This window comes from Capsulimonas corticalis, from assembly GCF_003574315.2.
Classification (GTDB): domain Bacteria; phylum Armatimonadota; class Armatimonadia; order Armatimonadales; family Capsulimonadaceae; genus Capsulimonas; species Capsulimonas corticalis.
On sequence record NZ_AP025739.1, the window covers coordinates 124,815 to 149,317 of the forward strand.

Consider the following 24,503-nt stretch of genomic DNA (forward strand, 5'->3'; position numbering starts at 1 on the left):
CAGACCTCAGAGACCCGGCGGCAGCAGGCCGTAGCCGACGCCGCGTCGGGTTTCCAGCAGCGAGGCGGTAATCGGGGGGAGTTTGGCGCGCAGGCGCCGGATATGGATATCCACGGTGCGCTCGCCGCCGTCGAAGTCCACGCCCCACACCATATCCAGCAGACGGTCGCGGGCGAAGAACTTGCCGCGATGGGTGCCTAAAAAACGCAGCAGGTCGTATTCGCGCGGAGTCAGGGGCAGGACACGGCCGTCGGGGTCCATCGCGCGGCCGCCGGCCAGGTCCAGCGTCAGATCGGCCAGCGACAGAGTATCTCCCGACAGGACATGGCGTTTGCGGAACAGCAGCAGATCGATGCGCGACAGCGCTTCGCGCGGGGTATAGGGCGGCAGGATAAAGTCGTCGACGGCGGCCAGCCAGTCCGGCTGCGCGAGATGCCGGGAGTCCAGCAGCGCGAGGCACGCCGGACGCGGCATGTCGTCGCCCCACGCCTGCTGGAGCAGCCGCATGACGTGACGGATTGCGAGACAGTCGTACGTCGTGGAAAGATCGGCGAGGAGAACGTCGGGGGGGCGGCCTTCAAAGGCTCGGCACAGCGCATCCACGGCGTCGGTGCCACGGTCCATGGAAGAGCGAAAGACAATATGACCTGCTTCGGTGAGCACTTCCGCGATGGGCGTCGAGGGACCGCCCAGCTCCATCGGCGCGTAAACCAGGATATTCTGCATGATGCGTGTCGGTTTCCCTTGGAAATCCAACCGCGTCACTGCGGTTCTCACTGGATCGGACGTCGGACTCCACGGGGTCGAGGAGATAAAGGATTATAGCATTGCGCGGGCGAGGGCGTCAATGAGAAAGCGAAGATCCCTATTCCCCCGCGCTTTAGCGCGCTTCCCCCTTTTTCCCAGCAAGCCGCTTCGCGGGGGAAAAGGGGTGCTGATCACTAAGGTCCTTGCTCGTTCGACAAGTAGCAGAGAAGAATAAAAGACAAGAGCGTCGGTATTTGTAACTGATGCCCTCTCTTCACATATTCTTGTCGAGAGTGAATGGCTATCAATGATTGGCTCCCCTTTTCCCCGGCGAAGCCGCATGTTGGGAAAAAGGGGGGAAGCGCTTTAGCGCTGGGGGAATAGGGCCTAACGCCGCCTACCCCACCTCCACCCAAAGATCCCCTTCTTCCGTCACGCGCACGGGGTACGTCTTCAGGCCGCATTCGCCCATCACCGGGGCGCCGGTGCTGAGGTCGAACTTCCAGGCGTGCAGGGGGCACGCGAGGATGTCGCCGCCGAGAAGACCGTCGACGAGCGGGCCGGCGCGGTGGGGGCAGAGCGGCTGGGTGGCGTACACGCCGCCGTTGCGGGAGCGGAAGACGGCGACTTTGGTTTCGCCGATTTGGAATTCACGGCCCTCGCCGATCGGAATCTGGCCCGCCGGGCCAAGACAATATTCGTTGGGAATCAAGGTGCTCATAAGATTTCCTAAGGATTACGCGGTCACCATCGGCAGGGTCGTGACGAATTGGTTGGGCGAAACGGGCTGATCGGCTTCCTTCCAGGGATCGACATAGTCGTCCACGGACTTCTGCATCGCGGCGTCCAGGCGCTCGGCGATTCCCTCGCTGTCGTTCACCACGATGTCGCGGATCTTATCGATGCCGACACGCGGGACAAAGCCGTAGGTGCGCTCCAGCCATTTGGCGTTCTCGCGGTAATACTGCATGAAGCGCCCCATGATCAATAAGACTTCCTCGTGACTCTCGCAGACGCAGAGAAGGTCGCCCTTGCGGACATGCGCGCCGGCGGCGCCGCCCACGTAGATCTCCCACTTGCCGCCCTCGACCGCCACCGCGCCCACATCCTTGACCATCGCCTCCGAACAGTTGCGCGGGCAGCCGGCCGTCGCCAGCTTCATCTTGCCCGGGCTTTCGATGCCGGCGAAGCGCGCCTCAATGGCGATGCCAAGCGCCGTGCTGTCGCCGACGCCGAAGCGGCACAGCTCCGTGCCGATACAGGTCTTGACCGTGCGGAATGATTTGCCGTAGGCGTGGCCGGAGGGCATCCCCAGATCCTTCCACATCTTCGGCAGGTCTTCCTTGCGCACACCGACGAGGTCGATGCGCTGGCCGCCGGTGATCTTGACCATCGGGACATTGTACTTGTCGGCGGCGTCGGCGATCTTGCGCAGCTGGTCGGAGTTCGTCACGCCGCCCCGGATCTGGGGAACGACGGAGAAGGTGCCGTCCTTCTGGATATTGGCGTGCACGCGGTCGTTGATGAACCGGGCGTCGCGCTGCTCCTCGTAGTCCGCGCCCCAGATCGTGCTCAGCAGCGAGGAGAGGCCCATCTTGCTGCCGACTTCCTCCGCGCCGCCCGCCAGCGCCTCAAAAATGGCCGAGACGCTCTTAAGTTCCTGTTCTTTGATCGCCGCGACCAGTTCGGGCTTCGCCAGCGGAACGCCGGGAACATAGTAATGAACGGAGGGATCTTCCTCGATCTGCCCGTCGCAGACCCACTCGACGACATCCTTGACCAGCGCCTTGCAGGAGCCGCAGCCCATGCCGGCGCGGGTCGATTCCATCACCATTTTGAGCGAGCGCTTGCCGCTTTCGACGCATTTGCGGATCTGGCCCTTGCTGACGCCGTTGCAGTTACAGACCTGCGTCGCGTCCGGCATCTCCAGCAGAGAAGCCGTCGCCGGCGGTCCGCCCAGATCGAACAGCAGGGACGTGCGATCTTCAGGCAGGTTCGTCCCATGGTCGAAGTGCTGCATTAATGGCGCGGCCTTGGAGGCGTCGCCCAGCAGGATGGCGCCGATCAATTGGTCGTCACGCACGATCAGCTTCTTGTAGATCCCCTTCTTCGGCTCGGCGAAGTGCAGGACTTCATCCGTCGGCAGCGACGGCTCGGTGACGCCCATCGACGCCAGCTCGACGCCCATGACCTTGAGCTTCGTCGCAAGCTTGGATCCGTGGTACTCAGCCCTCGGATTGGCGCCGGTCAGCACATCGGCCAGCACGCGCCCCTGTTCCCAGAGCGGCGCGACCAGGCCGTACACGCGGCCCCGGTGCTGCGCGCACTCGCCGACCACGAAGATATCCGGATCGTCCACCGAGCGCATCTGATCGTCGGTCACGATCGCCCGCTCGACGGTCAGGCCGCACTCGCGGCCAATCTCGGAGTTCGGGCGGATGCCGGCGGAGATGACGACCATATCGCAGGCCAGCTCCTCGCCGTCCGCGAACGCGAGGCCCGTCACGCTGTCCTCGCCCAAAATCGCCGTGGTGGATTTTTGCAGATGGACATGAACGCCCATCTTCTCCATCGTATTGCGCAGAATGGCTCCGGCGGGCGCATCCAGCTGATTCTCCATCAGGTGAGCGCCCAGATGGACGACATGGACTTCGACGCCGTAGTTGATCAGGCCGCGCGCGGCCTCCAGACCCAGCAGACCGCCGCCGATGACCGCCGCCCGGGCGCACTTGGTGGCGTAGCCGGCGATCTTATGGCAGTCGTCGATCGTGCGGAAGACATAGACGCCATGCTTCTCGGAGCCATCCTCATTCCGGAGGCCCTTCACCGGAGGCACGAAGGCGCGGCTGCCGGTCGCGATGATCAGCTTGTCATAGGAAGTGGCGACGCCGTTGGTGTCGATCACGCACTTCGCCGCCCGGTCGATCTCGGCGATGCGAACGCCGGCGTGCAGGGAGACATTGTTCTCGTAGTACCACTCCAGAGGATTGAGAAAGATCTCTTTGGCGTCCTGCGAGCCGTTCAAAACATTGGAAAGAAGAATGCGGTTGTAGTTGCCGTACGGCTCATCGCCGAACATCGCGATCTCGAACTGCTCCGCGCCCCCACGGGCCAGTATGTCCTCAACCGTGCGCGCCCCGGCCATGCCGTTCCCGATCACAACTAATTTCTGCTTGGTGTTCATCCTGCGTGCCTTTCGCCTGTCCGGCGCCCGGGCTCAACGCCCAATACCGGGCGGGAGCGGCTCGAAAATAGTGGCGGCTGTACGAAGGAATAAAGCTCCGGCGGGGAGCGCCTCGTCAGCCAGCGAGTCAGCCGTTCGAATCGATCGGACTGATTTGCATGAGTGAAGGCGACATTGCCGGGAAGTGGGGCTTCAGTGCAGAGTGTTCAAGACCGTCGCAGCACTGCGAACGGCGTCACAGTCATAGTATAGAGCGTGAATGTTTCGACCATGTTTCCATACTAAACGACGAACTTCACTTTGGCGGCATTGATTGCCGGGCGGGATCCCTGAGCTTATGCGCATACATCGGATGGAAATGTAAGTACAGGGAGCTCAGTATAGCCAGTGAAATCAAGGTCCACAGAAGTCCATGGACCATTCTTAAGATTATCGTGTTCCGATCCACTTTAAATTTCCACAAGACCCAGATCGACGACAATCACGCCCGCCGTCTCCTCTGGCCCGGCGACAAACACCTCCAGCACGGTTCCTGCCGTCAGGTCCTCAATCACCGCGAGCGCCACATGCATGTCGCCCTTCGCGCCGATGGGGAACAGGCGCATCGGCTTGCCGTCACGCATGAGGGCCAGATAGACCATGGCGGATGTCGAGTTTCCGGCGCGCAGATACACCGGCTGGACACGCTTGCCTATCGGGACGGTATAAGTCAGCTCGCTGCTCAGCAGCGTCGGATTCTGATAGCCATGGCCCTGGAAAGTGTAAACGCCTTGCAGCAGGCGTGGCTGGGAATACATGTCGTTTCTCCTTGGTCGATAAAAGAAAGCCTCCATAGTGGAAGCAGGATGGAAGGGATGGGCGGCGTCGCCGAGGAGAGAGCCGCGCCTCCGTGGAGAAGCGCATGACCGATCCTATTATGCCCGAGGTTCAGAAAAACCACACGAGTTTTGCATGATGAAACTGCGGATTATTGCGTCACGGATCCGCCCTGCGCGGCGGCCTTCCGAATCCACGCGCGTAATGCGGGCGAAGCATACACATATTCCTGAGTCGGCGCGTCCCCGATAATTCCCTCCCGCGAATAGTAATCGCAAGCGTACTCCGGATAGGTCGTCGGCGCATAAAAATGGGCTCGCGCATAATCAGGACTGGACTGCAAATTGAACGTCAGCTCCATGTCCGGCGCCTCTTTCGGCTCGTAGGCGTCTCTCAGCGGCGCGGGATTGCGTAATCCGCTCAGGTCGTCGCGATCGGCGACAGCATACACCATGACTGCGCCGCCATATCGAGAAATGCTCAGGCGGCGACACTCGCCAAGCGCCTTTCGTACTGGAAACGCGTGGCTGTGTGAGGTGAAAACCCAGATCAGCACGCACAGGGATAAGAGTTCGCACACAGCCGCCGCGCGCGCCGTCTTTCGCGGCCATGACCGAACGATCAGAGGGACGGCGATCAGAAACGCCGCCGGCAGCACCGGCCAAACGACCAATAACGGCAGAACGAAACCCAGAGATCCCCGCACGTACATCACGCAAAGCTGAAAACCTATCAGCAAAACGAACGTCGACGCGGCGAGCATGAGCGCATTTTGAGCGCACTCGCCGCGAAGCTCTTCCCGGGTCATAAAGTCTTTGAAATTCAAGAATGCGTCCTGGCTGATGTGATGCTGATGTCCGTCGTAACAATCAGGCGGACATCAACATAACGCGTACGCATCCATTTCGTTTCGCGCCGCTTATGCGACTTCGGCGCCCGCCAGGACGCGCTCTTGGGCCGGAGCGGAAGCCGCGGCGGGAGCGCCGTGAGCGACGCCGCCAGCGCCGAGCCAGCTTTTGGTCCAGCCGGGAGCGACGGAGCGCAGGACGACGAAGGCGACCACGGCGATGGCGGCGAAGGCGTAGAAGCCCGAGGCGTAGGTGCCGGTGATGTCATGCAGGTGGCCGAGGGCGAAGTTCAGGTAGTAGCCGCCGACGCCGCCCGCCGCGCCGACCAGGCCGGTCATGACGCCGATCTCTTTCTTGAAGCGCTGCGGGACGAGCTGGAAGACCGAGCCGTTGCCCATGCCGAGCGCCGCCATCATCACGAAGAGCAGAACCTCCGCCACCGGGAAGGTATTGATCGCCAGGCCCACGCCGATCGCCATCAAGATCACGGTCGCATAGAGGACCGTGAGCATCCGGACGCCGCCCAGGCGGTCCGCCAGCGCGCCGCCGATGGGGCGGACGAGGGAGCCGGCCATGATGAACGGAGCGGTCCAGAGACCGACCGTCGCCTTCGGCGCGTCGTACTGATCGACGAAGAACGTGTTGAAGAAGCTGGACATTCCGACAAAACCGCCGAACGTCACAAAGTACAGCATGCAGAAGTACCAGGCGTCGGGCTTCGCCAGAACCGCCGCGTAATCGGCGGCGCGGGCCGGGCGGACCTGGCTCGGGGGATCCTTGGCGAGCACGGCGAAGGTCACGAGCACGATGCCGACGGGGATCATCAGCAGACCGAAGACTTCATGCCAGCCATACGCTTTGGCGAGCATCGGCGCGAACAGCGTGGCGAGAACCGTGCCGGAGTTTCCAGCGCCGGCGATGCCCATCGCAAGGCCCTGAAGGTGAGGCGGATACCAGCGCGAAGCCAGCGGCAGCGCGACGGCGAACGATGCGCCCGCCAGTCCCAGGAAGAACGCGACAAACACGAGTGAGTTGTACGAGGTCGCCATCTGAAAACCGACGATCAGCGGCAGCAGCGTGAAGAACATCGACGCGACGCCGACGCGCTTGGAACCGAACCGGTCCGCGAGCACGCCGAGCAGAATACGCCAGAAGCCCGCCGCGAGCAGCGGGATGCCCACCAGCAGCAGCTTGGTGGAGGCCGGATAACCGTTCGCGATCGGCTGGAACGTCTTGCCGGCCTTCGCCAGCGCGGCGGCGGGCTTGAGCGCGATCACGTTCTCATTCGGATTGCCGTGCGCGCCGGGAGCAAGATCGATGTGGATCAGCTTGGACTGCGCGTTCGCGGCGGCGATGGTCGCCGGATTGGCGTTGTCCAGCACGAACTTCTCGACGGGCTTGACGCTCGCCTTGGTGGCGATGCTCGGATCGCCGGGCTTGATCAGCAGGTTGTAAACGTTCTTGGGCTGGTCGGCTTTGAGCTTGGGGTTCTGCTTGACGGTCTGCGGTCCCTTGATCAGCATCGTATACTGCTCGCCGGTCTGGACCTGGGCGGTGGGCGTGATGCGCAGGTTCTGGCCGGTGAGGGACGGGTCGGTCATGATGAAGGGCATAAGCGCCCCCAGGATGACCCAGACCATAAAAGAAATGTCGAAGTGCAGGAAGGCGCTAAAGAGCGACGGGGCGTGCCCGCTTTGTTTCAGATCGCTTAATTTCACGAAGTCTTCTCCTCTCGCGAATGGTCTTGAGGCTTATGGCCGAGAGCGCAATCGAGGGTTCGCGGGAAGAAGAACTTCCGGCGCTCCGCCAGCAACTCAAAAATGGGAATCGAGGAGCCTGTGTCCTCAATTGGTATCTTAAGTGTTGGCAACGGCGCCGTAGGAGTGCGTCAAATCTGACGGGGAATTGGACAGCGGCGACAGTGTCGCTGTTTGTTTCGTGAGTGTAGTATAGAAGAGTGATGTTTCAGGAATGTTTCGGGGGAGAAAGTATTTTTGGGGAAAGGAAAAACAGATCAGAGGCCCTCCCCCCTGCCTCGCCTCCCAAAACTGGGAGGCGGGGTGGATGGGTAAAGACATCCCGGATGTCTTGCGCAGCCTCTATTCTTGTGCGACCCAGGCGGTCAGCGCGCCATTAGCGTAGACGCCCGTGACCGTGACGCTCGTCAACCCGCTTTCGTCCAGGCCGCCGATCCAGTTGCCAATATTCACGCCGTACGAGTTCAGAAACTCAGTGTTGGCGTCCGTGACGATGTGGACTGAGGCTCCGCTGGGCGTGAAGCCGACAAACGATGTGATCGGCGTCATGTCGAACGTGGTTGTCCCGAGGGTGTCCGCATTGAAACCGCCAGTCGCCTGAGCGTAGGGCGCGACTACGAAGGGAAGGGAAGACGTCGCCCCAACTCCCGGAGCCGAGTTGACGACTTCGATCTGGCTGCTCGCGGCGGTCCCAAGGTCGGCCGCCGGAATAACGGCGGTAATCGACGTGGGACTCACATACGTCGTCGCCAGAGGAGCCCCATTGAACTGCACGACCGACGCGCTGCTGAAGCCGCCGCCGATGCAATCGACGGTCACATCGGAGGTCGAGATAAACGAGCGAAACGGAGACAGCGCCGTTAAGGTGGGCGCGTATGCGCCCAGGGTCGTCGTGTGCGCCGCCTCGGTGTTACCCGCCAGATCGACGCTCCAATAACTGAGTGTATGCACGACATTCGAGACAGCAAACGGCGTGGAATAGACGGCGGGAGCCCCGCCGTCGAGACTGTAGTAAATAGTGGGCAGATCGCCCTTATCGTCCGCCGCCTTCAGTGTCACGACGCCGGCTCCGAACGCCTCGGTCGTTTTAGGAGTCGTGGTGTCGATATTGATCGTGTTCTGAGAGACCTGTGTCAGCTGTCCGGACGCCCCGTCTCGAGCGCTATACTGCACGACATGCGACCCATCGCTGCTGATGGCGACCTGCGCGTAACCGCCGCTGACCGTGACGGAGGCGCTCGCGCCGATCTTGTATTGCAGCGTCGAGCCGGGCGACGTATACGGCGACATGAGGCTCAGCGTGACCTTCGAGGAGTTCCAGCCGCGCCCGTTCGGCGCCGGCGTTTCGCTCGCGCTGACGACCGTTTTTCCGGGAAGCGACCATTCGACCGGCGTAACGGATCCGGTAAACGAGGCTCCGGTGTAAGCGGCGCCGATGATATTCCCGTACTTATCAACCGTCACCGCCTTCGACGACAGGTATCCGGGCGGCAGGAACGGATGCAGATCGACAAAGGACGCGGCCGTTCCGGACCAAACACCGGCGTGCTGAGCCCCCGCCGATACGGCGGCGTACCCGACCTGATACCCGCTCCCCGCGCCAATCGCCTCGGAAAAGGAGTAGCCGGACGGACCTAAGTCGGTCAGGGTGTCCGCCGTTCCATGCCACAGCACGGCGTCCGTTGTGTAGCCGATAAATCCGACCTCCTGCACCGGCGTCTCCAGAAATCCGACCTCGGTGTTATGAGCCTGGTCGACGCCAAGCGCGAGGGTGGACTGACCGGTGTTCATCGTCGGCGGCTGCAAATCGACAAAGCTCGCGGCCGTTCCTTTCCAGAGAGCGGCGTGGGTGACGAGGCCCGACGTTCCATAGCCGACCTCGATTCCATGATCCACCGCGGTCGCGACGCCGTCATACCAGACGGAGGGCAGCAGATCGACCGCGCTCGCCGCAGTCCCTTTCCACAAAATCGGATGGTCGTAACCGCTGGAATCGGTGGCGTAGCCAACTTCCTGCCCCTGTGAAATGGCGGTCCCCCAGCTCTGGGCCGCCGCGCTTGTTCCGTTGAGAAGATGCAGGGTGAGTGAGGTGGGATGCAGATCGACGAAGTTCTTATCCGAGCCGCTCCATAAGATGGCGTGCACCGTGTAGAAAGTGCGCCAGCCGAACCTCTTGGAATAGTAGGTGTACTTGGCCTCGTTATACGAGCCCATTTGATTGGCGCCGTAGATTCCGGCGACTGTTGAGCCGAAGTACGCCGGCGGATCGAGGCTGATGATCGGGCCGCCGGGATTCCCCATGACAGCCGAAGTCGTTCCGCCGACCAGTTGTCCCTGATAACCCTGCGGGACTGTCAGCGGGGCGCCCGCGCCGTTGAGTAGCGACACAGTGTAAGCCTGCGCGTCGGCGCAATGGCTTGCAAATCCAACAAAAAGGACAGAGGCGGCGCTGACGGCCGCGGACGTTGCGAAATGCAGTCGGCTCATGTGGGATGTCCTTTCGTGAGTCCAATTCAGCAGTTGATCCTGCTGTCAGGCCGAAAGAAGTCGTCGCGGATCAGCGTCTCGTCCAGCGCGAGATGTCCATGATCCGCCGTCTCGTAACGATGCCGCTTGGCCGATTTCCCTTTGATCAGACCGTTCATCCGCTCGACCAAGCCATTCGTCGAACGCCTGCTCGTGTTAGCCCATGGTTAACTTTCTGAGTATGGTTCCCCAGAAGACTACCTCATGGCGCCTCAAAACGCTAGTCCCACTTGTTGATAAATGACATGAGATTCGACGATTACTCCCAATTCTCGCTCCGAACGGCAGAGCAGGCGGAATGGACATCCATTCCGCCTGCCGGGCCGCGTGACATCCGCCCTAGAACTTGACCTGAAGTTCGCTCACGAACAGACCGACCTTTTCGGGGTTGACGGAGCTGGGGGCGTGGGCGACTTTGCTGGGCTTGGTGTACCACAAGCGCAGCCGTGTGGCTTTGTCGAGGCCGTACAGCGCGCCGAAGCCGAGGTTCTGGTCCGTGTACGAGCTGTCACTGCCCGCGCCGCTCTTTGCCCGGTTGAACTCATCGTAGTTGACCGCGAAGGTCAGCGGGTGCGCGCCGGCGGGGCTGAAGGTATAACCGCCGAGCGCGTAGTAACCTTCGACCTTGTTGCCCGGAGCGTAGACGTTGGACGACAGCGCCAGCGTGGATTGATTGAGCAGGCTGCCGGCCGGGTTGGCGAAGTAGGTCCGCTGCTCGAACTTTCCGGCCACATACTCGCCGTTCACGAAGATATTCGCGGTCGGGTTGTACTGGACGTCCGCGCCCGTCAGCTCTTTCTTGCGCGATTGGTAGGCGGGGCCGACATCGCTGTAGTCCGGCACATGGCCGTTGTAGTAGGAAACGCCAATGCCCAGCTTTTTGTCGCCGGTCTGGTACGCCGCGCGATAGACCTGATCGACCTGGCGGTCGGTGTCGTTGCTGACCTGCCCGGTTCCGTTGATCAGCGCCGCCGTCAGGCGCAGGCTGGCGGAGCCGCCGGTCACCTGAACGCCGCGATCGTAATCCTGTCCGGAGAAGAGGCCCTGGCCGCCTTCGTTGAAAGCGAGCGGGCGCTCGGCCTGGATGTGGTTCGCGGTGGAGAGCGGCAGGATGTAGCCGAAGGGAGTGGAGAACATACCGGCGGTGATTCCGATGTTCTTCAGCGGGTCGCCGTTGCCGAAGGTATAGTTGACATAACCTTCACGGACGCTGACCGCGGAGTTGTTCGCCGAGTTGCTGTTGGATGGGGTAGCGGTCGGATTGGCGAATCCCGAAGCGTCGAGCTGAATGGCGTAGCGCGTGTTCTGCGTCAGCTGTCCGGTGAACTTGAGGCGCGAGCGGCGGATCACAAAGGATCCACCGTTAGATCCCGAGGCGTAATCGCCGTTGTAAGAGTTGCCGGGCGCTTTGCCATACGGGAACTTCAGATGATCGGCGCTCGTCTGGTTGTGCTCGTCGGCCGCGAAGTATCGCGCCTGGATGTAGCCGCTGATCTGGAACTTGCGCTTCGCGCCGACGCCGTACGAATTATTCGCGGTGTCCTGCGCTTTGTTTGCAAGGTCCTTGGTGTCCAGCACATCCTGACGCAAATCCTCAACCTGGCCGCGCAGCGTCGTGATATCGGCCTGCGCTTTGGTCACATCGGACTGGATCGCGGTCAGCTCGGTCTTGAAGCTGTCGACCAGAACTTGAATCTTGTTCAGATCGTCCTGCGTGACGGCGGGCGTTTGCGGCGCGCCGCTCTTGATGTCCGCAATTGTTTGAAGCAGACGGTCAACCACCGTGGCGAACTCGTAACGCGTCAGCGCCCGATTGCCCAAAAACTGGCCGTTGGGATATCCCTTCACGAGTCCTTTGTCGGCCAGGCTCTGAACCGCCGTATAGGCCCAGTGGTTTTCCGGAACGTCCGGAAACGCCGCAGCCTGGGCCTGCGCGGGCCGTACGCCCGCCGCCAATGTTCCGCCGAGCGCCAATGCGGAAATCCCGATCAGCGTATGCATCGTCCTTCTTTGCAAATTCTCATCCCCTTTTTTGAATATGCGACGTTCATATCGTCGTCTTGAGTATCGGTCCGCCGGCGACCAAATCCATGCTGGCTTCCCTTGCCAGACAATTTACCAGTTAGCCACTAGTATAACATGACTATTCCATAAAACCTCACAATTTTGCAATTTGCACGGCGCAAATCTTGAATTCCGGCATGCGCGATGTTGGGTCGAGCGCCGGATTGGTGAGCAGGTTCGCGCGTCCCTTCCCCGCCCAGTGGAACGGGACGAAGATGGTGTCCTGCCGGATCGAAGTCGTCAGCCTGGCTTTGGCCTCCGCCGCGCCGCGCCGTGTGGCGAGACGCACCATATCCCCGTCGGCGATCCCGAAGCGGCGGGCCAGCGAGGGGTGGATCTCGACAAAGGCTTCCGGGGCGTTCGCGCGCAGCTTTTCCACCCGGCGCGTTTGCGTTCCCGATTGGTACTGCGCCATGACGCGTCCCGTCGTCAGGTAGAGTGGATACTCGTCATCGGGCGCTTCGGCGACCTCCCGATGCGCCACGGGGTGAAACTTCGCGCGGCCGTCCTCGGTGGCGAACTTGTCCAGAAACATTCGCGGCGTTCCGGGATGGTCTTCGGAGGGACAGGGCCAGAAGACACCGTTTTGGGCGGCGATTCGTTCGTACGTAACGCCGGCGTAGTCCGCAGCGCCGCCGGCGCTGGCCCGGCGCAGCTCCTCAAAGATCTCGCGCGGCCGCTCGGTGAAGTACTGCCCGGCGCCCAGCCGGTCGGCGAGCGCCTTCAAAATCTGAGCGTCGCTGCGCACCCCTTCCGGCGGCTCCGACGCGCGGCGGCGCAGCAGCACCCGCCCTTCAAGGTTGGTCATCGTCCCTTCTTCTTCGGCCCACTGCGTTACGGGCAGCACGACATCCGCGCGAGCCGCCGTTTCGGACAGAAAGATATCGGAGACAAGCAGGAAATCGAGCGCATCCAGCCGCTCTTCGATATGACTGGCGCGCGGCGCGGAGACCACGACATTGGAGGCGGCCACCATCAGCGCGCGGACACCGCCAGGCGTTCCGAGCGTATCGAGCAGTTCATACGCCGAGCGTCCCGGTCCGGGGATCGTGGCTTCGTCCACGCCCCAGACGCCGGCGATATACGCCCGGTGCGCGGGATTGTCGATCTTACGGTATCCCGGAAGCTGGTCGGCCTTTTGCCCATGCTCGCGCCCGCCCTGCCCATTGCCCTGCCCCGTCAGACATCCATAGCCGCAGTGCGGTTTGCCGGCCTTGCCGAGCGCGAGGGCGAGGTTGATAAACGCCTGGACATTCTCGACGCCCTTGCTTTGCTGCTCGGCGCCGCGCGCCGTCAGCACCATCGCCGTCGCCGCCTCGCCCATCAGGTGCGCCGCCTTCGTCAGATCCTTCACCGGGACGCCGGTGATGCGCTCGACCCGGTCCGGCCAGTAGGAGGCAACCGTGCGCCGTACGGCGTCAAATCCGGTCGTGCGCGCTTCGATGAAATCGTGATCGAGCAGGCCGTCCGCCATCGCAATATGCAGCAGGCCGTTGGCGAGCGCGCCGTCCGTTCCCGGCGTCAATTGCAGAAACACGGCGGCGTTCTGCGCGGTCGGCGTGCGGCGCGGGTCGGCGACAATCAAATTCCCGCCCCGGCTCCGATGCTCCTCGAAGTACTGCATGATCGGCGGCATCGTCTCGGCGGGATTGCTTCCGATGAGAAGGATCGTCTCCGCGCCGGGGATGTCTTCGAGCGGGAACGGCAGGCCGCGGTCGATCCCAAACGCCTTGATGCCCGCCGCCGCCGCCGAGGACATACAGAAGCGCCCATTGTAATCGATGTTGGGCGTCCGCAGGGCGACGCGGGCGAACTTGCCCAGCATATACGCCTTTTCGTTGGTGAGGCCGCCGCCGCCGAAGATGCCGATGGAGTCGAGACCATACTTCTGCTGCGCCAGCCGAATCTCCGTCACGATCCGGTCCAGCGCCTCGTCCCACTCGCACGGCCGCAGCTCCCCGCCCTTACGATCGCGGATCCAGGGCGATGTCAGCCGGTCCGGATGCGCGATCAGGTCCGCGCTGGTCCAGCCCTTCTGGCAAAGCCCGCCCTTGTTCGTCGGAAAGTCCGGCCGGGCGGCGACGGTGATCAAATCGCCTTCCGAAACCAGGTTCATTCCGCATTGCAGAGCGCAGTAAGGACAGTGCGTGGCGGTGGCGGACGACATAATTTAAGCTTGCTCCTCGGCGTCGATCTCGACCAGGCCGACGTCCAGCACCACCGTGCCGGTCAGTCCGCGCGGGGCGGCGAGGCACACTTCGATGCGTGTTCCGGCCGGATGATCCTCGACAATAGCGAGCGGCACATGGTTATCGGATTTGGGGCCGACCGGAAAGTAGCGAACGGGCGACCCATTCGTCGAAATGGCGAGATAAAGAATATCATCCGACAGATTGCCCGCCCGGAAGTACTGAACCTGCGCGACCTTGCCTTTGGGCACGGTATAACTGAGCGCTTCGTTCAGCGGCGCGAGATCAAAGACCCCGCGTCCGGCGAAAGGGTACACGCCCTGCAAAAAACGCGGCGTAGCGCGCTTAGTGCGCAGCAGCTGCTGAAGCCGGGTTTCGCTGATCACGACCGGCGTTTCGTATTGCGACAGGATGGAGCTCATGAGTAGACAGACACCTTTCCATTGGTACCGAATGATACCGCCTCTGGGCGGATTTCACAAGCGATTGGGAAGGCGACACTGCCGGGGAAACGTGGGAGAGTAACGAACGGAGCATTCACGGCGTCCTCGCCGCTTGCTCCTTCCGCTATAACGATACCGCCCGCGTGTTTCAGAACTGTTTCGGAGGAAAAAGTTTTTCAACGGACAGACGGGGGCAAACCCACCCCCCGGCCTTCGGGCGCTCTCTCCGGGGCAAACCCACCCCGGCCCTTCGGGCCACCCCTCCCGCCGACGGGAAGGGTTATTTCAGAGTGTGTTATCGCAGGCAGCTTCTATAAGAGGCAATCTTACCAACCCTTCCCGTCGGCGGGAGGGGTGGCCCGAAGGGCCGGGGTGGGTTTGCAAGGGAGGGGGCGGCCGAAGGCCGGGGTGGGTTTGCAAGGTGTCGACCGAAGCCCCGGGGTGGGTTTGCCGGGAGTAGGTCGCCCGTAGGCGCAGGAGAAACGCTTTGCAGATCGTACACATTTCGAAACATTCCCCGGGTACCCTATCCTCCATGGAAAACATCGCCATCGCAATCCTCGCCGGCGGCCGGAGCCGCCGGATGGGGCGGGATAAGGCGGCGCTGCCGTGGGACGGCGCGACGCTGCTGGAGCGACTCGCCGGGGCGGCGGTCTGCGTGGGAGTTCCCGTACTGGTTGTCGGCCGGCAGCAGCCGGAAGACTGGGGCGGCCCCGCGGTGACGTTTTTGCCGGATCGGTATCCCGATTTGGGGCCGATGGGCGGCGTGCTGACCGCGCTGGAGTCGGGGAGCAACTCGATCCTCGCCGTCGCGTGCGACATGCCGTATTTGGATGCGCGCGCCTTGGAGTGGCTGCTCGGCGCCGCGCGCGACCTGCCCACAGGGGCGCCGGGACTTGCGGGACGCAATGGGGATCAGATCGAGCCGCTGTTCGCGGTCTATCGGCAAGACCTCAAAGAAGCGATGGCCGCGCGCATCGCCGCCGGACGCCTTTCGATGAATGGGCTGATCGCGGACAGTTCGTTCGTGGTCGCCGACGTACCGGCGGAGATCCGGGCGGCGCTGGTCAATATCAACACTCCCGAGGAGTGGCGTGATTTGGATAGGAAAGACAAATTATGAAACTACGCATACGCGGCAATTCCGTTCGCCTGCGGCTGGACCGGCGGGAGATCGCCGCGCTGGGGCTGGGCGATACGGTCGAGGAGCGCACGGAGTTCGGCCCCAGCCCGGAACACACGCTTCGCTGCACGGTCGTCGCGCGGGAACAGGACACGCCGCTGGCGGCGGCGTTCACGCAAAATCAGATTGCAATCTTTATTCGGCAGGAAGACGCCGCGACGCTCGTGAATACTGAGACGGTCGGCGTGGAAGCCGCGCAGGAAATCGGGGATGGACGCTCGCTGCGCCTGCTGCTGGAGAAGGATTTCGCCTGTCTTCAGGATCGGGTCGGCGAGGACGACACCCACAGCTTCGACAACCCGTCGGCTTGCTCACCCTAAATCGACTCCCATCTCAGCAAGCCCATGGAAGGACAAAGACGGATGAAATTGAAAGTCTACAAAGCCCTGTGGGGCATGGAGGGTTCGCTCGACGAACAGCTAGACCGCATCGCCGAGGCCGGCTACGACGGCGTCGAGACGCCCCTTCCCGAACACAATCTCCCGGAGTTCCAGCGTCAGCTGGAAACGCGCGGCCTGGGATACATCGGAATGATCTTCGCGGGCGACGTCGCCGCGCTGGACCGGGGCGTCGCGGCCGCCGGCGAGATCGACGTCAAGTTCCTGAATATCCACTCCGGCGCGGATCACCTGCCGTTCGATCTGGGGTGCGACTACTTCGAAGGCGCGCTGCTCGCCGAGGGCCGCAGCGGGATCAAAATCCTTCATGAGACGCATCGCGGACGCACTCTCTTTAATCCCTGGATCACCGCCGCGTACCTGCGCAAATTCCCGGAGCTAAAGATCGTCGCCGACTTCAGCCACTGGACCTGCGTCAGCGAACGCCTCCTCGACGAGCACGATCCGAACATGGAGATCGCCTACAAGCGCGCGCACCACATCCACGGCCGCGTCGGTCACGAACAAGGCCCCCAGGTCTCCGACCCGCGCGCCCCCGAATTCGCCTACGCCGTCGATCGGTTCGACGCCTACTGGAGTCAGATCCGCGCCGCCCACGAAGCGCGCGGCGAAGACACCCTCTATTTCACCCCCGAATACGGCCCGCCCGGATACATGCCCACGCTTCCGTACACACAGCAGCCGATCGGCGATCTGTGGGACATCTGCCTCTACTCGGCGAAACGGATTCGGGCGCGGTGGGGAGCATAGGGAACGTTCGGTTAATAGCCCCGGATATCGAGGGGGTCGGTGAGCGTAAAATCGTTCTCGACCTCCTGAACATCCCGAGCAATCGCCTTCGGTTTCAGTGGCTCCGGGGCGTATAGAAACCGATCTAATAGCATCATCTGACTATATGACATCGGTGTGCTGTTCGGCCAGAATTGCGGCAAATCGTCTTTAGGAGTGCGATGCAGATATGCCTGATAAGCAGTGACCGCTCTATCAAAGCGTTCGCTATTCACGCCTTCCGCGTTCGGGCCGAAAAAAAATGACAGCCGGTCATACTCCTCTAAAGGGAGCCAAGCGCAATAAGCCTGCATCACGAAGTTTCCGACACTGGGCCACGCAAACAGCTTATCCCACAGCTCATATTTATTTGCCGGCAGCACATAAGCAAGACGCTTCAGGGCCGGATATCGCAATCCGTTTTCCGATATGACATCCAAATGGTCGTAAAACATCTCCCAGTTGTTCTGGGTTCGAGAGAGCACCCACATTTCCCTGGCGCAGTTCTGGAATCGATGCTTAATATCGTCTCGCAATAGGAGTCGGATTTGGCCGCTGTCAAGGACTTCCTCCACGGCATTCAAACACCAATTCCAAAGAGCGTCCTCCGAAGCGGGAAAATCACTCTCATCGGAGGGAATGAGCATCGCCAAATCCTTAGTGAGCTGATTCTTCAGATAATAGGATAGGGGGCGATAGGGATTGTCGCTGGAATCAATATCTGCCGATGAGACAACGCCGAGTTTGGATAAAATAGACTTCACGCGAACGCGCGGATCGGAGACCTTAGACTGATATTCACGGAACAGCGCAGCATAATGAAAGCCAGTGTTCGTCGGGATTTTGTTTACCGCGCAAATATCCACCCAGTCGATGAGTTTTTCCGCTTCATCAACGGGGCAAATCTCCGCCCAGGCTACCATCCCTGAATCGCAGACGTTTGCAAAATCGTCGCACTCCCTCTGTGCATCTTGCTGCAGAAACTCCAATATTCGATGGCGTTCCGATGATTCCAGCCTTCTTCCCCACCCATAAACGATTTGGGCCATGCTCCAAGGACTTCTGGCCTCATACTGCTCCAAATCATAGGGGACATTACGGCCATTCGTAGGCATAAGCTCCATTAAACGGCCATAAAACGGCTGGCTTTGTTTCCCAGCCAATCGATCGATCAGTTCAAAAAGGCGAACGTTTAGGCGTCTGGCCTGCGTGGGATTCCCCAGCGAACGACTGAGGATTGGAAAATTTAGCGCGGATTCCTGGAGTGCTTCGCTAAGTTCGAGGATGTCCCCATTCCACTCATGCCAAACAGGAGTCTTATTATGAAGGATGAAGTCGATCAAAGAGCGAGTTTGGACGGGCATAATAGAGTTCTCTTAAAAGCGCTAGATTGCTTACGCCAGCAGCCGGTTCATCTTGTCCACTGAATTGTCTTCGCATAGCGGCGTGAAGACGACGAGTTTCATGTCGGGGTTATCCCCGACGGTGAACGCGGAGTATTCCAGCGCCATTCTTCCCGCCGTTGGATGCTGGAGGATCTTGCAGCCTTCCGTCCGGCCGCGCACTTCGTGACGCGGCCACCACTCTCGAAACTCGGGGCTGATTTCGCTGAGCTCGGCGATGAGCGCCGCGAATTGGGGATCACCGGCGTAGCGGCCGCTGTCAACGCGGAACTGTGAGAGGACGGCGCGGGCGTGCTTTTCCCACTCGGCGAGCAGCGTGCGGAACGGCGGATAGGCGAACACCAGCCAAAGGTTATTGCGGTGTTCGATGGGGATTTGCGAGTAATCCGTGAACGTGAGGGCGGCGGCGCGGTTCCAGGCGAGGATGTCCCAGCGGCGGCCGGCGAGATACGCGGGGCTGTCCTTGAGGTTGTCCAGCATCCGCTGGAGGGACGGCGTGACCGTCTCGTCCCTGGGGGGAACGATGACGCGCAGGGTTTCCGGATGGGCGAGCGTGAACAGATGCGTCCGCTCGTCGGGGCCGAGGCGCAGCGCGCACGCCAGGCTGTCCAGGGTTTCCGTGGACACGCGGATGTCGCGGCCCTGCTCCAGCCACGTGTACCAGGCGGTTCCGACGCCCGCGAGGTCCGCCACTTCCTCACGGCGCAGCCCAGGCGTGCGACGGCGCGGCCCCGCCTTCAATCCCACTTCGGAGGGCGCGATCCGCTCGCGGCGCGTCCTCAAAAAATTCGCCAGCTCCCGCCGATGCTCTCCGTCCGGCATCCCTCACTCCTTATCCTGATACTTCTCATCCTATGATCGCCGCGTGTCTTGTTAGGGTTGCGCGGATCGAGGTAAATTCCTTACGACACTATTTTCAGGAGGATACCCATGAAAGCCGCACGATTGGAACATCTTGGAGCCGCGCTGAAGGTTGAAAACATCGGCGAGCCTCAATTGCGCGCCGGCGGCGCGATCGTCCGCATCCTCGCCGCCCGCGTGGCGTCCTATACCGACCAGGTAATTTCGGGGGAGCTGGGCTTCACGACGCCGACGCCCTGCACCCTCGGCCCCACAGCGATCGGCGTGATCGAAGCGATCGCCGACGATGTGTTCGGACTGAGCGCCGGACAAACGGTCTTCTGCGACGCCTATATCGGCTCGCGCACGATTGGCGTCACTTCCGACCGAATATTGATCGGCTGGACCGGACTTGGTCCCGACGCAGGGCGCACGCAGTCGATCTGGCGTGACGGCAGCTTCGCGGAAAAGGCGCTGTGGCCGGCGGAATGCCTGACGCCGATTCCGGACGACCTTGGGCTGACGCCGGAGGCGCTCACGTATCTGGGCTATTCCGCCATCGCCTACGGCGGCCTGATCCGGGGAGGATTGCATTCGGGACAAGCGGTGATCGTGAATGGGGCGACCGGAAGCATCGGCGCGTCGGCGGTTCTGCTGGCGCTCGCCATGGGCGCCGCAAAGATCGTCGCGGTCGGACGCGATGGGGAGATGCTGGATCAGTTGCGGAAGCTCGCGCCGAAGCGCATCGCGCCGGTGAGTCTCGACGCCGCTCCCGAAGTCTATACCGAGGAGCTTCGCCGGGTCGCCGGCGGCGCCGATCTGCTGCTCGACGTGCTTGGCAAAGTGACGACCGCCGCGCCCACGCTCGCCGGCATCCATGCGCTGCGGCGCGGAGGGACGGCGGTGTTTGTCGGAGGGGTGCACGCCGACATTCCCCTGCCCTACTCGAAGATCATGCTGGAGGAGCTCACGATCCGCGGATCCTTTATGTATCCGAAGCATGCGCCGAGCGAGATTATCAACATGGCGCAGGCCGGGATCCTCGATCTCAGCCCGATCCGCCCACGCACGTTCGCGCTGGACGACATCGACAACGCCATCGCCCAGGCAAAGGATCTGCGCGGCTTCGAATACGCCGTGCTTGTCCCCTAGTGCTCCCACTCGTATCGCCCAAGCCGCTTCGCGGCGAGGGCGATCGGGGTGTAGCCGGTCGTGATGGAGAGCGCGATGAAGAGCAGCGCGGCGAGGGCGAACAGGGCGGGCGGCCCGAGCAAATGCTGCGCGAAGGCGACATAGACGCCTGCGGCGAGCAGGGCGCAGAAGACGACATAGCAGGTCGCCAGGACAAACCCCAGGACCATCGCCCAAACGCTCGCGCGGTGGGCGGGGTTGTCGTACAGAAAACGCGGGAAGATGCCGGCGAGGCCGACGCCCAGGCCCGAAAGCCCAAAACAGGCGAAGGTGAAGATCCCGAAGGCGATCAGGGACAGGCTGAGGGACCATCGAAACGCGAGGGCGGCGATCACGACCATGCCCGTCACCAGCGCGATGGACATCACAAACGACACGATCCACTTGGCGACCAGAAAATCCCGGCGCGTCAGCGGTCCGGCGAGCACCATCCACGCGCCCTTGCCTTCCAGTCCCACCGTGGAAAGCCCGATGATGCTCGTGACCATGTAGACTACAAGCGCGATCATCAGCATCGCCAGATTGCCGTACATATCCTCGCCGGACGACGCGCCGGGCTGAGTCCATTTGAGGACGAAGGGCACGAAGAAGAGGATCAGCGTCGTGCCGATCTGGCCGATCAAGATCGTGTCGCGCCCGATATAGAGGAAGTCCTTGACGATCAGGCCCGCCATCGCCGGCGACATTCCCAGCGGCGGCGCGCCCTGACGGCGGCGGATGCCTCGCCCAACCTGATTGAGGTCCTGCTGCTCTAAAATATCCTCGGAAGACACGACTCGTCCGCCCACCACAATACAGAACGCAATCATCACCACCGTCGCGGCCACCAATGCGATCAGGCCGTGCGCTCCGGCCGGCCCGATCGGGCGGCCGCCGGCGGTGTCCATCGCCACGGAGCAGGCCCAGGAGGACGGCAGCCAGCTCAGCCCCGCTTCCGATTGGCCTTTGGAGAGCGCCTGGACCTGTGTCTGCGCGGCGCTCCATTGCGCGGCGGGGGTCCCGGTGGCCGTGGCCGCTCCGGAGAGGGCGGCGCGCATCCGGCCGACATCCAGCGCGCCGCTTTGCGTCGCGCGGCTCGTCCCCGCCACCGCGAGAAGCGTGATGCCGAGCGCCAGCACGACGCTCACTCCCATCACCACGAACCGCACCTTCTTTACCCCCAGGATCCGCGCCAGCACCAGCAGCAGGGACCCGGTGAACGCCGGCGTGAAGATCAGCAGCAGGGCGAGCGAGGCGATAAACCACGCCCATCCAGACGCGGACAGGCCGATCCCCCATCCGATCCCGATCAAGACGGGAACGCCGAGCACGGTGAACTGCGCGGAGTTGGCGATTACGGAATCCACAAGCTTGGCGGCGACTACGGCGGAGGGCGTGACGGGAGTCGTGAGAAGAAGCGGCAGATCGTTGTCCTGGAACAGCGACGAGGCGACGAACGGCACAGAGCCGGCGAGCAGAAAGAAAAAGAGGTACTGATAGACGTGCGCCGTCAGCTGCGCGGCGGCGGGGTTCAGCGCGCCATGGCGGGCGGCGGCGCCCTGCATCAGCAGCACAAGCGCCGCGCAGGCCAGGCCGATGGTCGCGAAGATCATGACGCCAAAGAGGGTCAGCCACACGACCATGAGCTTATGCCAGCGCGGCGCCGAGCGGGCGGTGTTCGCCAGCATCCGCAGGCGGGCGCGTATCAAAATCCGGAACATAGGGCTTACGGAGCTTCCGTCACCCCGACGCCCTGGCCGCGAATCCACTCCACGGCGCGGTCAATGGTCATGGTTTCGCCGGTCAGCTCCGTGACGATCCAGCCGCCCTTGCCGGCTTCGACATCGGCGCGGATCAAGTTGGGAGACAGATCGTAATCCGTCACGAGCCGCGTGATCACCGGCTCGGAAAGCCGATCCAGCGGGTAATTCAACTGCACTTTACGGGTTTCACTCATAATGGACCACGGTTCAACGAAGCCCGCCCGGATTCCTGCCTATATTTTCCGGGAAGACCGACCGAAGATAAAAGCAAGCACGTAAAATTACCAGGCAGGAGAATCGCGCGTCGAAGGAATATTCTTGACAAACGCGGCGGGTCCCGGTTATAATGTCAATCGTATTCCGAGGTCGTTCAATGGCAGGACAAGAGTTTTTGGTGCTCTTTATTGGGGTTCGAATCCCTGCCTCGGAACCATTTTTGCTTCTGCGTAAGCAACTGTAGACAATAGACCGCTTCTTGTTGCGCCGACCATTCCGTTGTCTTCCTGCTTGTCGCCGACGTTGTGGTTTTCTTTATTGCCTTGGGAACTGTGCGGAAACAAATTCCGTCTACTAGAGGCAATACAACACCGGCGGTTGGAAGAAACGAGGAAAATAGGCTGAATACAATTATCACACAGGAAATCCTGGCGTTCTTTGCTTGGATCTTGTACGCAAGCTTTTTCGAGTGGTGGTTCCACAAATATCTGTTCCACACTCCCAAGCTTATTCGCCGTACCTTCAATTCCCACACGCTGACCCACCATCAGATTTACAAGGGCGATCACACCTACTACCTGGCCGAGGGCAAAGAGCCCGAGCATGTCGCCATGGACTGGTGGGCGCTGATCCTCTTCCTCGGTGTTCACTTCCCGATCATCTGGACCGTTGAGAAGCTTACCCACACGCATTCGCTCTGGGGCGGCCTGGCCGCGATCGCCGTGTACTACGGCGTGTATGAGTACTTCCACTGGTGCATGCACGTTCCGAACCAGCGCCCGTTCGAAAAGTGGGGCGTTTACCGCTTCATTCGCGAGCATCACCGCATTCACCACGTTCACATGCAGAAGAACCTCAACGTGATCCTGCCGCTGGCCGACCTCGTTCTGGGAACCTACAAGCGCGACACCAAGCGCGAGGCCCCAACAGTCCCGACCACGCGCCGCACGCCGACCCGCACCTCCCGCAGCCAGGCCCACCGACGTGGACCGGCCGCCGCGCCTGGTAAGAATAAGCCCGGCAAGAACACAGGCGACAAGTAGTCCAAACAAAAAAATCCCGCTGCAAATCCGCAGCGGGATTTTTTGTGAGTCCATGCCGCTCCGTTACTTCCCTCGGATCCTCCATCAGAAAAACGGGCGCACCTCAACCGGCGCCCGGCAAGCGATGGCGGCCTTGCGTCCCCACGCCAGCGCCTCGTCCAAATTCGCGGCTTCCAGCACCCAGAAACCGCCCATGTGCTCCTTGGTCTCCAGGTACGGCCCGTCGGTGATGAGCACTTCACCAGTGGGCTGCGCCCGCAGAGACATCGCGCGGCCCGCCGGCTGCAGGCCGCCAACGAAGATCCGGACACCGGCAGCCTTCATCTCGTCGTTGAGCGCGTCGATATCGTGGGACATCGCCTCGTCCTCCGCGAGGAATGGGTCGTAGTCGTCTGGGTGGTGAATAGCAACCAAAAACTGCGCCATAACTTCTCCTATCGAGGTCTTCGGGTGGACCTGTTTTCCTGCCTTCACAATATCATCGAATAGCCGGGCCGGAATTCGACAAATTCTCCAAGAATTTTTTCGGGCGTGGCGATGTGAAAGAAGTGCGACCTGATTGGCGGCAATCCCGAGATTCGTTCTTATGCTTACGGCAAATACACGTCCGCAGTATCCCCTGGCCGTATTACTCCCGCTCGCTCTACCCACCCTACCAGGCCGCGTTTTTTCGCGGCGGCTTTGCCAAATGTCTGCGGCAATCGAATGTCTAAAGGCGTCGCCAGCTTCCGAATGACGTTTGCCGGTCCGATGCATGGCAGGTTTTCACCGTAGACGAGAAGAATGGCGCCGCTGGAGAAGACGAGGCGGGTCATGGGCGGCAGGCTGGTCAAACTCCCGACGCCACGAAAAAGCAAGTTGGCGCCGAGCCATTCGGCTTTGATTTCGGCGACGCCCATCGACGCGGCGATTTCGGCCAGCTCCTCCACGGAGACCGCTGACCACGTTCGGGGGTTCCAGATGGACGCGCCCTTGGGGTGAAACTTCTTTTCACGCACGCCGGCGGATTTGGTGAAACCATAGTGACGGTCTCCCTGAATGCCGCCGAGGTCGCAAATGATCTCGGATTGGGGTTCGGAGACGACAGCGCCGCCTCCGCCGATATAGACGCCTGCGACTTGGAGGCGAATATGTCCGTCCATCCT

22 protein-coding genes and 1 tRNA gene are annotated in these 24,503 nt (G+C 61.7%); 6 read left to right on the forward strand and 17 right to left on the reverse strand.

What is annotated here, in order from left to right:
• Positions 1 to 6 precede the first annotated feature (6 nt).
• From D5261_RS00610 to D5261_RS00660, 11 genes are all read right to left on the reverse strand, one after another.
• Complete coding sequence (locus D5261_RS00610; protein WP_119320026.1) at positions 7 to 726, reverse strand: winged helix-turn-helix domain-containing protein; 720 nt, start codon at positions 724 to 726, stop codon at positions 7 to 9.
• Between the two features lie 418 nt (positions 727 to 1,144).
• A complete protein-coding gene (locus D5261_RS00615; protein WP_119320027.1) occupies positions 1,145 to 1,468 on the reverse strand; it encodes a Rieske (2Fe-2S) protein in 324 nt (107 codons plus the stop codon).
• 15 nt (positions 1,469 to 1,483) lie between these two features.
• The gene (nirB, locus tag D5261_RS00620) at positions 1,484 to 3,931 is read right to left on the reverse strand and encodes a nitrite reductase large subunit NirB (protein WP_119320028.1); all 2,448 of its coding nucleotides are present in this window, start codon (positions 3,929 to 3,931) and stop codon (positions 1,484 to 1,486) included.
• Between the two features lie 449 nt (positions 3,932 to 4,380).
• Entirely contained in the window at positions 4,381 to 4,728 is a 348-nt protein-coding gene (locus tag D5261_RS00625) for a molybdopterin oxidoreductase (RefSeq protein ID WP_119320029.1), read from the reverse strand.
• A gap of 170 nt (positions 4,729 to 4,898) precedes the next feature.
• Positions 4,899 to 5,573: a hypothetical protein gene (locus tag D5261_RS00630; RefSeq protein ID WP_119320030.1), complete on the reverse strand. Its 675-nt coding sequence runs from the start codon at positions 5,571 to 5,573 to the stop codon at positions 4,899 to 4,901.
• 93 nt (positions 5,574 to 5,666) lie between these two features.
• Positions 5,667 to 7,208, reverse strand: coding sequence for a nitrate/nitrite transporter (locus D5261_RS00635; RefSeq protein ID WP_354673145.1), 1,542 nt, complete (start codon positions 7,206 to 7,208; stop codon positions 5,667 to 5,669).
• Between the two features lie 486 nt (positions 7,209 to 7,694).
• Positions 7,695 to 9,839, reverse strand: a complete 2,145-nt coding sequence (locus D5261_RS00640; RefSeq protein ID WP_119320032.1) for a chitobiase/beta-hexosaminidase C-terminal domain-containing protein — start codon at positions 9,837 to 9,839, stop codon at positions 7,695 to 7,697.
• 26 nt (positions 9,840 to 9,865) lie between these two features.
• Entirely contained in the window at positions 9,866 to 9,997 is a 132-nt protein-coding gene (locus D5261_RS00645) for a hypothetical protein (RefSeq protein ID WP_301002381.1), read from the reverse strand.
• Positions 9,998 to 10,217: 220 nt separating this feature from the next.
• On the reverse strand, positions 10,218 to 11,879 hold the full coding sequence (locus D5261_RS00650) for a porin (protein WP_119320033.1): 1,662 nt from the start codon (positions 11,877 to 11,879) through the stop codon (positions 10,218 to 10,220).
• Positions 11,880 to 12,036: 157 nt separating this feature from the next.
• On the reverse strand, positions 12,037 to 14,109 hold the full coding sequence (locus tag D5261_RS00655) for a molybdopterin oxidoreductase family protein (RefSeq protein WP_119320034.1): 2,073 nt from the start codon (positions 14,107 to 14,109) through the stop codon (positions 12,037 to 12,039).
• Positions 14,110 to 14,112: 3 nt separating this feature from the next.
• Positions 14,113 to 14,553 carry a hypothetical protein gene (locus D5261_RS00660; protein WP_218025509.1) on the reverse strand — a complete coding sequence of 147 codons (441 nt, stop codon included), beginning with the start codon at positions 14,551 to 14,553 and terminating at the stop codon, positions 14,113 to 14,115.
• A gap of 556 nt (positions 14,554 to 15,109) precedes the next feature.
• Here D5261_RS00660 and mobA point away from each other — a divergent pair.
• The 3 genes from mobA to D5261_RS00675 are packed head-to-tail and all read left to right on the forward strand — an operon-like array spanning position 15,110 to position 16,905.
• On the forward strand, positions 15,110 to 15,697 hold the full coding sequence (gene mobA / locus D5261_RS00665; protein ID WP_119320035.1) for a molybdenum cofactor guanylyltransferase: 588 nt from the start codon (positions 15,110 to 15,112) through the stop codon (positions 15,695 to 15,697).
• Positions 15,694 to 16,077 (forward strand): DUF7009 family protein, encoded by a 384-nt coding sequence (locus tag D5261_RS00670; RefSeq protein ID WP_119320036.1) that lies wholly within the window; start codon positions 15,694 to 15,696, stop codon positions 16,075 to 16,077. Before mobA ends, D5261_RS00670 begins: the two co-directional genes overlap by 4 nt.
• 42 nt (positions 16,078 to 16,119) lie before the next feature.
• Complete coding sequence (locus D5261_RS00675; RefSeq protein ID WP_119320037.1) at positions 16,120 to 16,905, forward strand: sugar phosphate isomerase/epimerase family protein; 786 nt, start codon at positions 16,120 to 16,122, stop codon at positions 16,903 to 16,905.
• 11 nt (positions 16,906 to 16,916) lie between these two features.
• Here the strand turns inward: D5261_RS00675 and D5261_RS00680 are convergent, their stop codons facing one another.
• Together D5261_RS00680 and D5261_RS00685 are read right to left on the reverse strand one after the other, a co-directional pair.
• Positions 16,917 to 18,287 (reverse strand): hypothetical protein, encoded by a 1,371-nt coding sequence (locus D5261_RS00680; RefSeq protein ID WP_119320038.1) that lies wholly within the window; start codon positions 18,285 to 18,287, stop codon positions 16,917 to 16,919.
• Positions 18,288 to 18,317: 30 nt separating this feature from the next.
• Positions 18,318 to 19,148: a helix-turn-helix transcriptional regulator gene (locus D5261_RS00685; protein ID WP_119320039.1), complete on the reverse strand. Its 831-nt coding sequence runs from the start codon at positions 19,146 to 19,148 to the stop codon at positions 18,318 to 18,320.
• A 108-nt stretch (positions 19,149 to 19,256) separates the two neighbouring features.
• Between D5261_RS00685 and D5261_RS00690 the strand changes: the two genes are divergently transcribed.
• Positions 19,257 to 20,318, forward strand: coding sequence for a zinc-binding dehydrogenase (locus tag D5261_RS00690; protein ID WP_119320040.1), 1,062 nt, complete (start codon positions 19,257 to 19,259; stop codon positions 20,316 to 20,318).
• On the opposite strand, the gene D5261_RS00695 is transcribed toward D5261_RS00690, so the two are convergent.
• Entirely contained in the window at positions 20,315 to 22,057 is a 1,743-nt protein-coding gene (locus D5261_RS00695) for a putative ABC transporter permease subunit (RefSeq protein ID WP_119320041.1), read from the reverse strand. The genes D5261_RS00690 and D5261_RS00695 overlap by 4 nt on opposite strands.
• A gap of 5 nt (positions 22,058 to 22,062) precedes the next feature.
• A complete protein-coding gene (locus tag D5261_RS00700; protein WP_119320042.1) occupies positions 22,063 to 22,293 on the reverse strand; it encodes an NIL domain-containing protein in 231 nt (76 codons plus the stop codon).
• Positions 22,294 to 22,458: 165 nt separating this feature from the next.
• Here D5261_RS00700 and D5261_RS00705 point away from each other — a divergent pair.
• Positions 22,459 to 22,532 (forward strand) — tRNA-Gln (locus tag D5261_RS00705).
• 232 nt (positions 22,533 to 22,764) lie between these two features.
• Positions 22,765 to 23,358 carry a sterol desaturase family protein gene (locus D5261_RS00710; protein WP_119320043.1) on the forward strand — a complete coding sequence of 198 codons (594 nt, stop codon included), beginning with the start codon at positions 22,765 to 22,767 and terminating at the stop codon, positions 23,356 to 23,358.
• 84 nt (positions 23,359 to 23,442) lie between these two features.
• On the opposite strand, the gene D5261_RS00715 is transcribed toward D5261_RS00710, so the two are convergent.
• Together D5261_RS00715 and D5261_RS00720 are read right to left on the reverse strand one after the other, a co-directional pair.
• A complete protein-coding gene (locus D5261_RS00715) occupies positions 23,443 to 23,784 on the reverse strand; it encodes a YciI family protein (protein ID WP_119320044.1) in 342 nt (113 codons plus the stop codon).
• Between the two features lie 164 nt (positions 23,785 to 23,948).
• Complete coding sequence (locus tag D5261_RS00720; RefSeq protein WP_119320045.1) at positions 23,949 to 24,500, reverse strand: MOSC domain-containing protein; 552 nt, start codon at positions 24,498 to 24,500, stop codon at positions 23,949 to 23,951.
• Between the last annotated feature and the right edge of the window lie 3 nt (positions 24,501 to 24,503).

Excerpts from the sequence above, each read along its gene's own strand:
- D5261_RS00610 (WP_119320026.1), bottom strand. The coding sequence starts at position 726 with ATGCAGAATATCCTGGTTTACGCGCCGATGGAGCTGGGCGGTCCCTCG.
- D5261_RS00615 (WP_119320027.1), bottom strand. The coding sequence starts at position 1,468 with ATGAGCACCTTGATTCCCAACGAATATTGTCTTGGCCCGGCGGGCCAG.
- nirB (WP_119320028.1), bottom strand. The coding sequence starts at position 3,931 with ATGAACACCAAGCAGAAATTAGTTGTGATCGGGAACGGCATGGCCGGG.
- D5261_RS00625 (WP_119320029.1), bottom strand. The coding sequence starts at position 4,728 with ATGTATTCCCAGCCACGCCTGCTGCAAGGCGTTTACACTTTCCAGGGC.
- D5261_RS00635 (WP_354673145.1), bottom strand. The coding sequence starts at position 7,208 with ATGCCCTTCATCATGACCGACCCGTCCCTCACCGGCCAGAACCTGCGC.
- D5261_RS00640 (WP_119320032.1), bottom strand. The coding sequence starts at position 9,839 with ATGAGCCGACTGCATTTCGCAACGTCCGCGGCCGTCAGCGCCGCCTCT.
- D5261_RS00645 (WP_301002381.1), bottom strand. The coding sequence starts at position 9,997 with ATGAACGGTCTGATCAAAGGGAAATCGGCCAAGCGGCATCGTTACGAG.
- D5261_RS00650 (WP_119320033.1), bottom strand. The coding sequence starts at position 11,879 with ATGCATACGCTGATCGGGATTTCCGCATTGGCGCTCGGCGGAACATTG.
- D5261_RS00655 (WP_119320034.1), bottom strand. The coding sequence starts at position 14,109 with ATGTCGTCCGCCACCGCCACGCACTGTCCTTACTGCGCTCTGCAATGC.
- D5261_RS00660 (WP_218025509.1), bottom strand. The coding sequence starts at position 14,553 with ATGAGCTCCATCCTGTCGCAATACGAAACGCCGGTCGTGATCAGCGAA.
- mobA (WP_119320035.1), top strand. The coding sequence starts at position 15,110 with ATGGAAAACATCGCCATCGCAATCCTCGCCGGCGGCCGGAGCCGCCGG.
- D5261_RS00670 (WP_119320036.1), top strand. The coding sequence starts at position 15,694 with ATGAAACTACGCATACGCGGCAATTCCGTTCGCCTGCGGCTGGACCGG.
- D5261_RS00675 (WP_119320037.1), top strand. The coding sequence starts at position 16,120 with ATGAAATTGAAAGTCTACAAAGCCCTGTGGGGCATGGAGGGTTCGCTC.
- D5261_RS00680 (WP_119320038.1), bottom strand. The coding sequence starts at position 18,287 with ATGCCCGTCCAAACTCGCTCTTTGATCGACTTCATCCTTCATAATAAG.
- D5261_RS00685 (WP_119320039.1), bottom strand. The coding sequence starts at position 19,148 with ATGCCGGACGGAGAGCATCGGCGGGAGCTGGCGAATTTTTTGAGGACG.
- D5261_RS00690 (WP_119320040.1), top strand. The coding sequence starts at position 19,257 with ATGAAAGCCGCACGATTGGAACATCTTGGAGCCGCGCTGAAGGTTGAA.
- D5261_RS00695 (WP_119320041.1), bottom strand. The coding sequence starts at position 22,057 with ATGTTCCGGATTTTGATACGCGCCCGCCTGCGGATGCTGGCGAACACC.
- D5261_RS00700 (WP_119320042.1), bottom strand. The coding sequence starts at position 22,293 with ATGAGTGAAACCCGTAAAGTGCAGTTGAATTACCCGCTGGATCGGCTT.
- D5261_RS00715 (WP_119320044.1), bottom strand. The coding sequence starts at position 23,784 with ATGGCGCAGTTTTTGGTTGCTATTCACCACCCAGACGACTACGACCCA.
- D5261_RS00720 (WP_119320045.1), bottom strand. The coding sequence starts at position 24,500 with ATGGACGGACATATTCGCCTCCAAGTCGCAGGCGTCTATATCGGCGGA.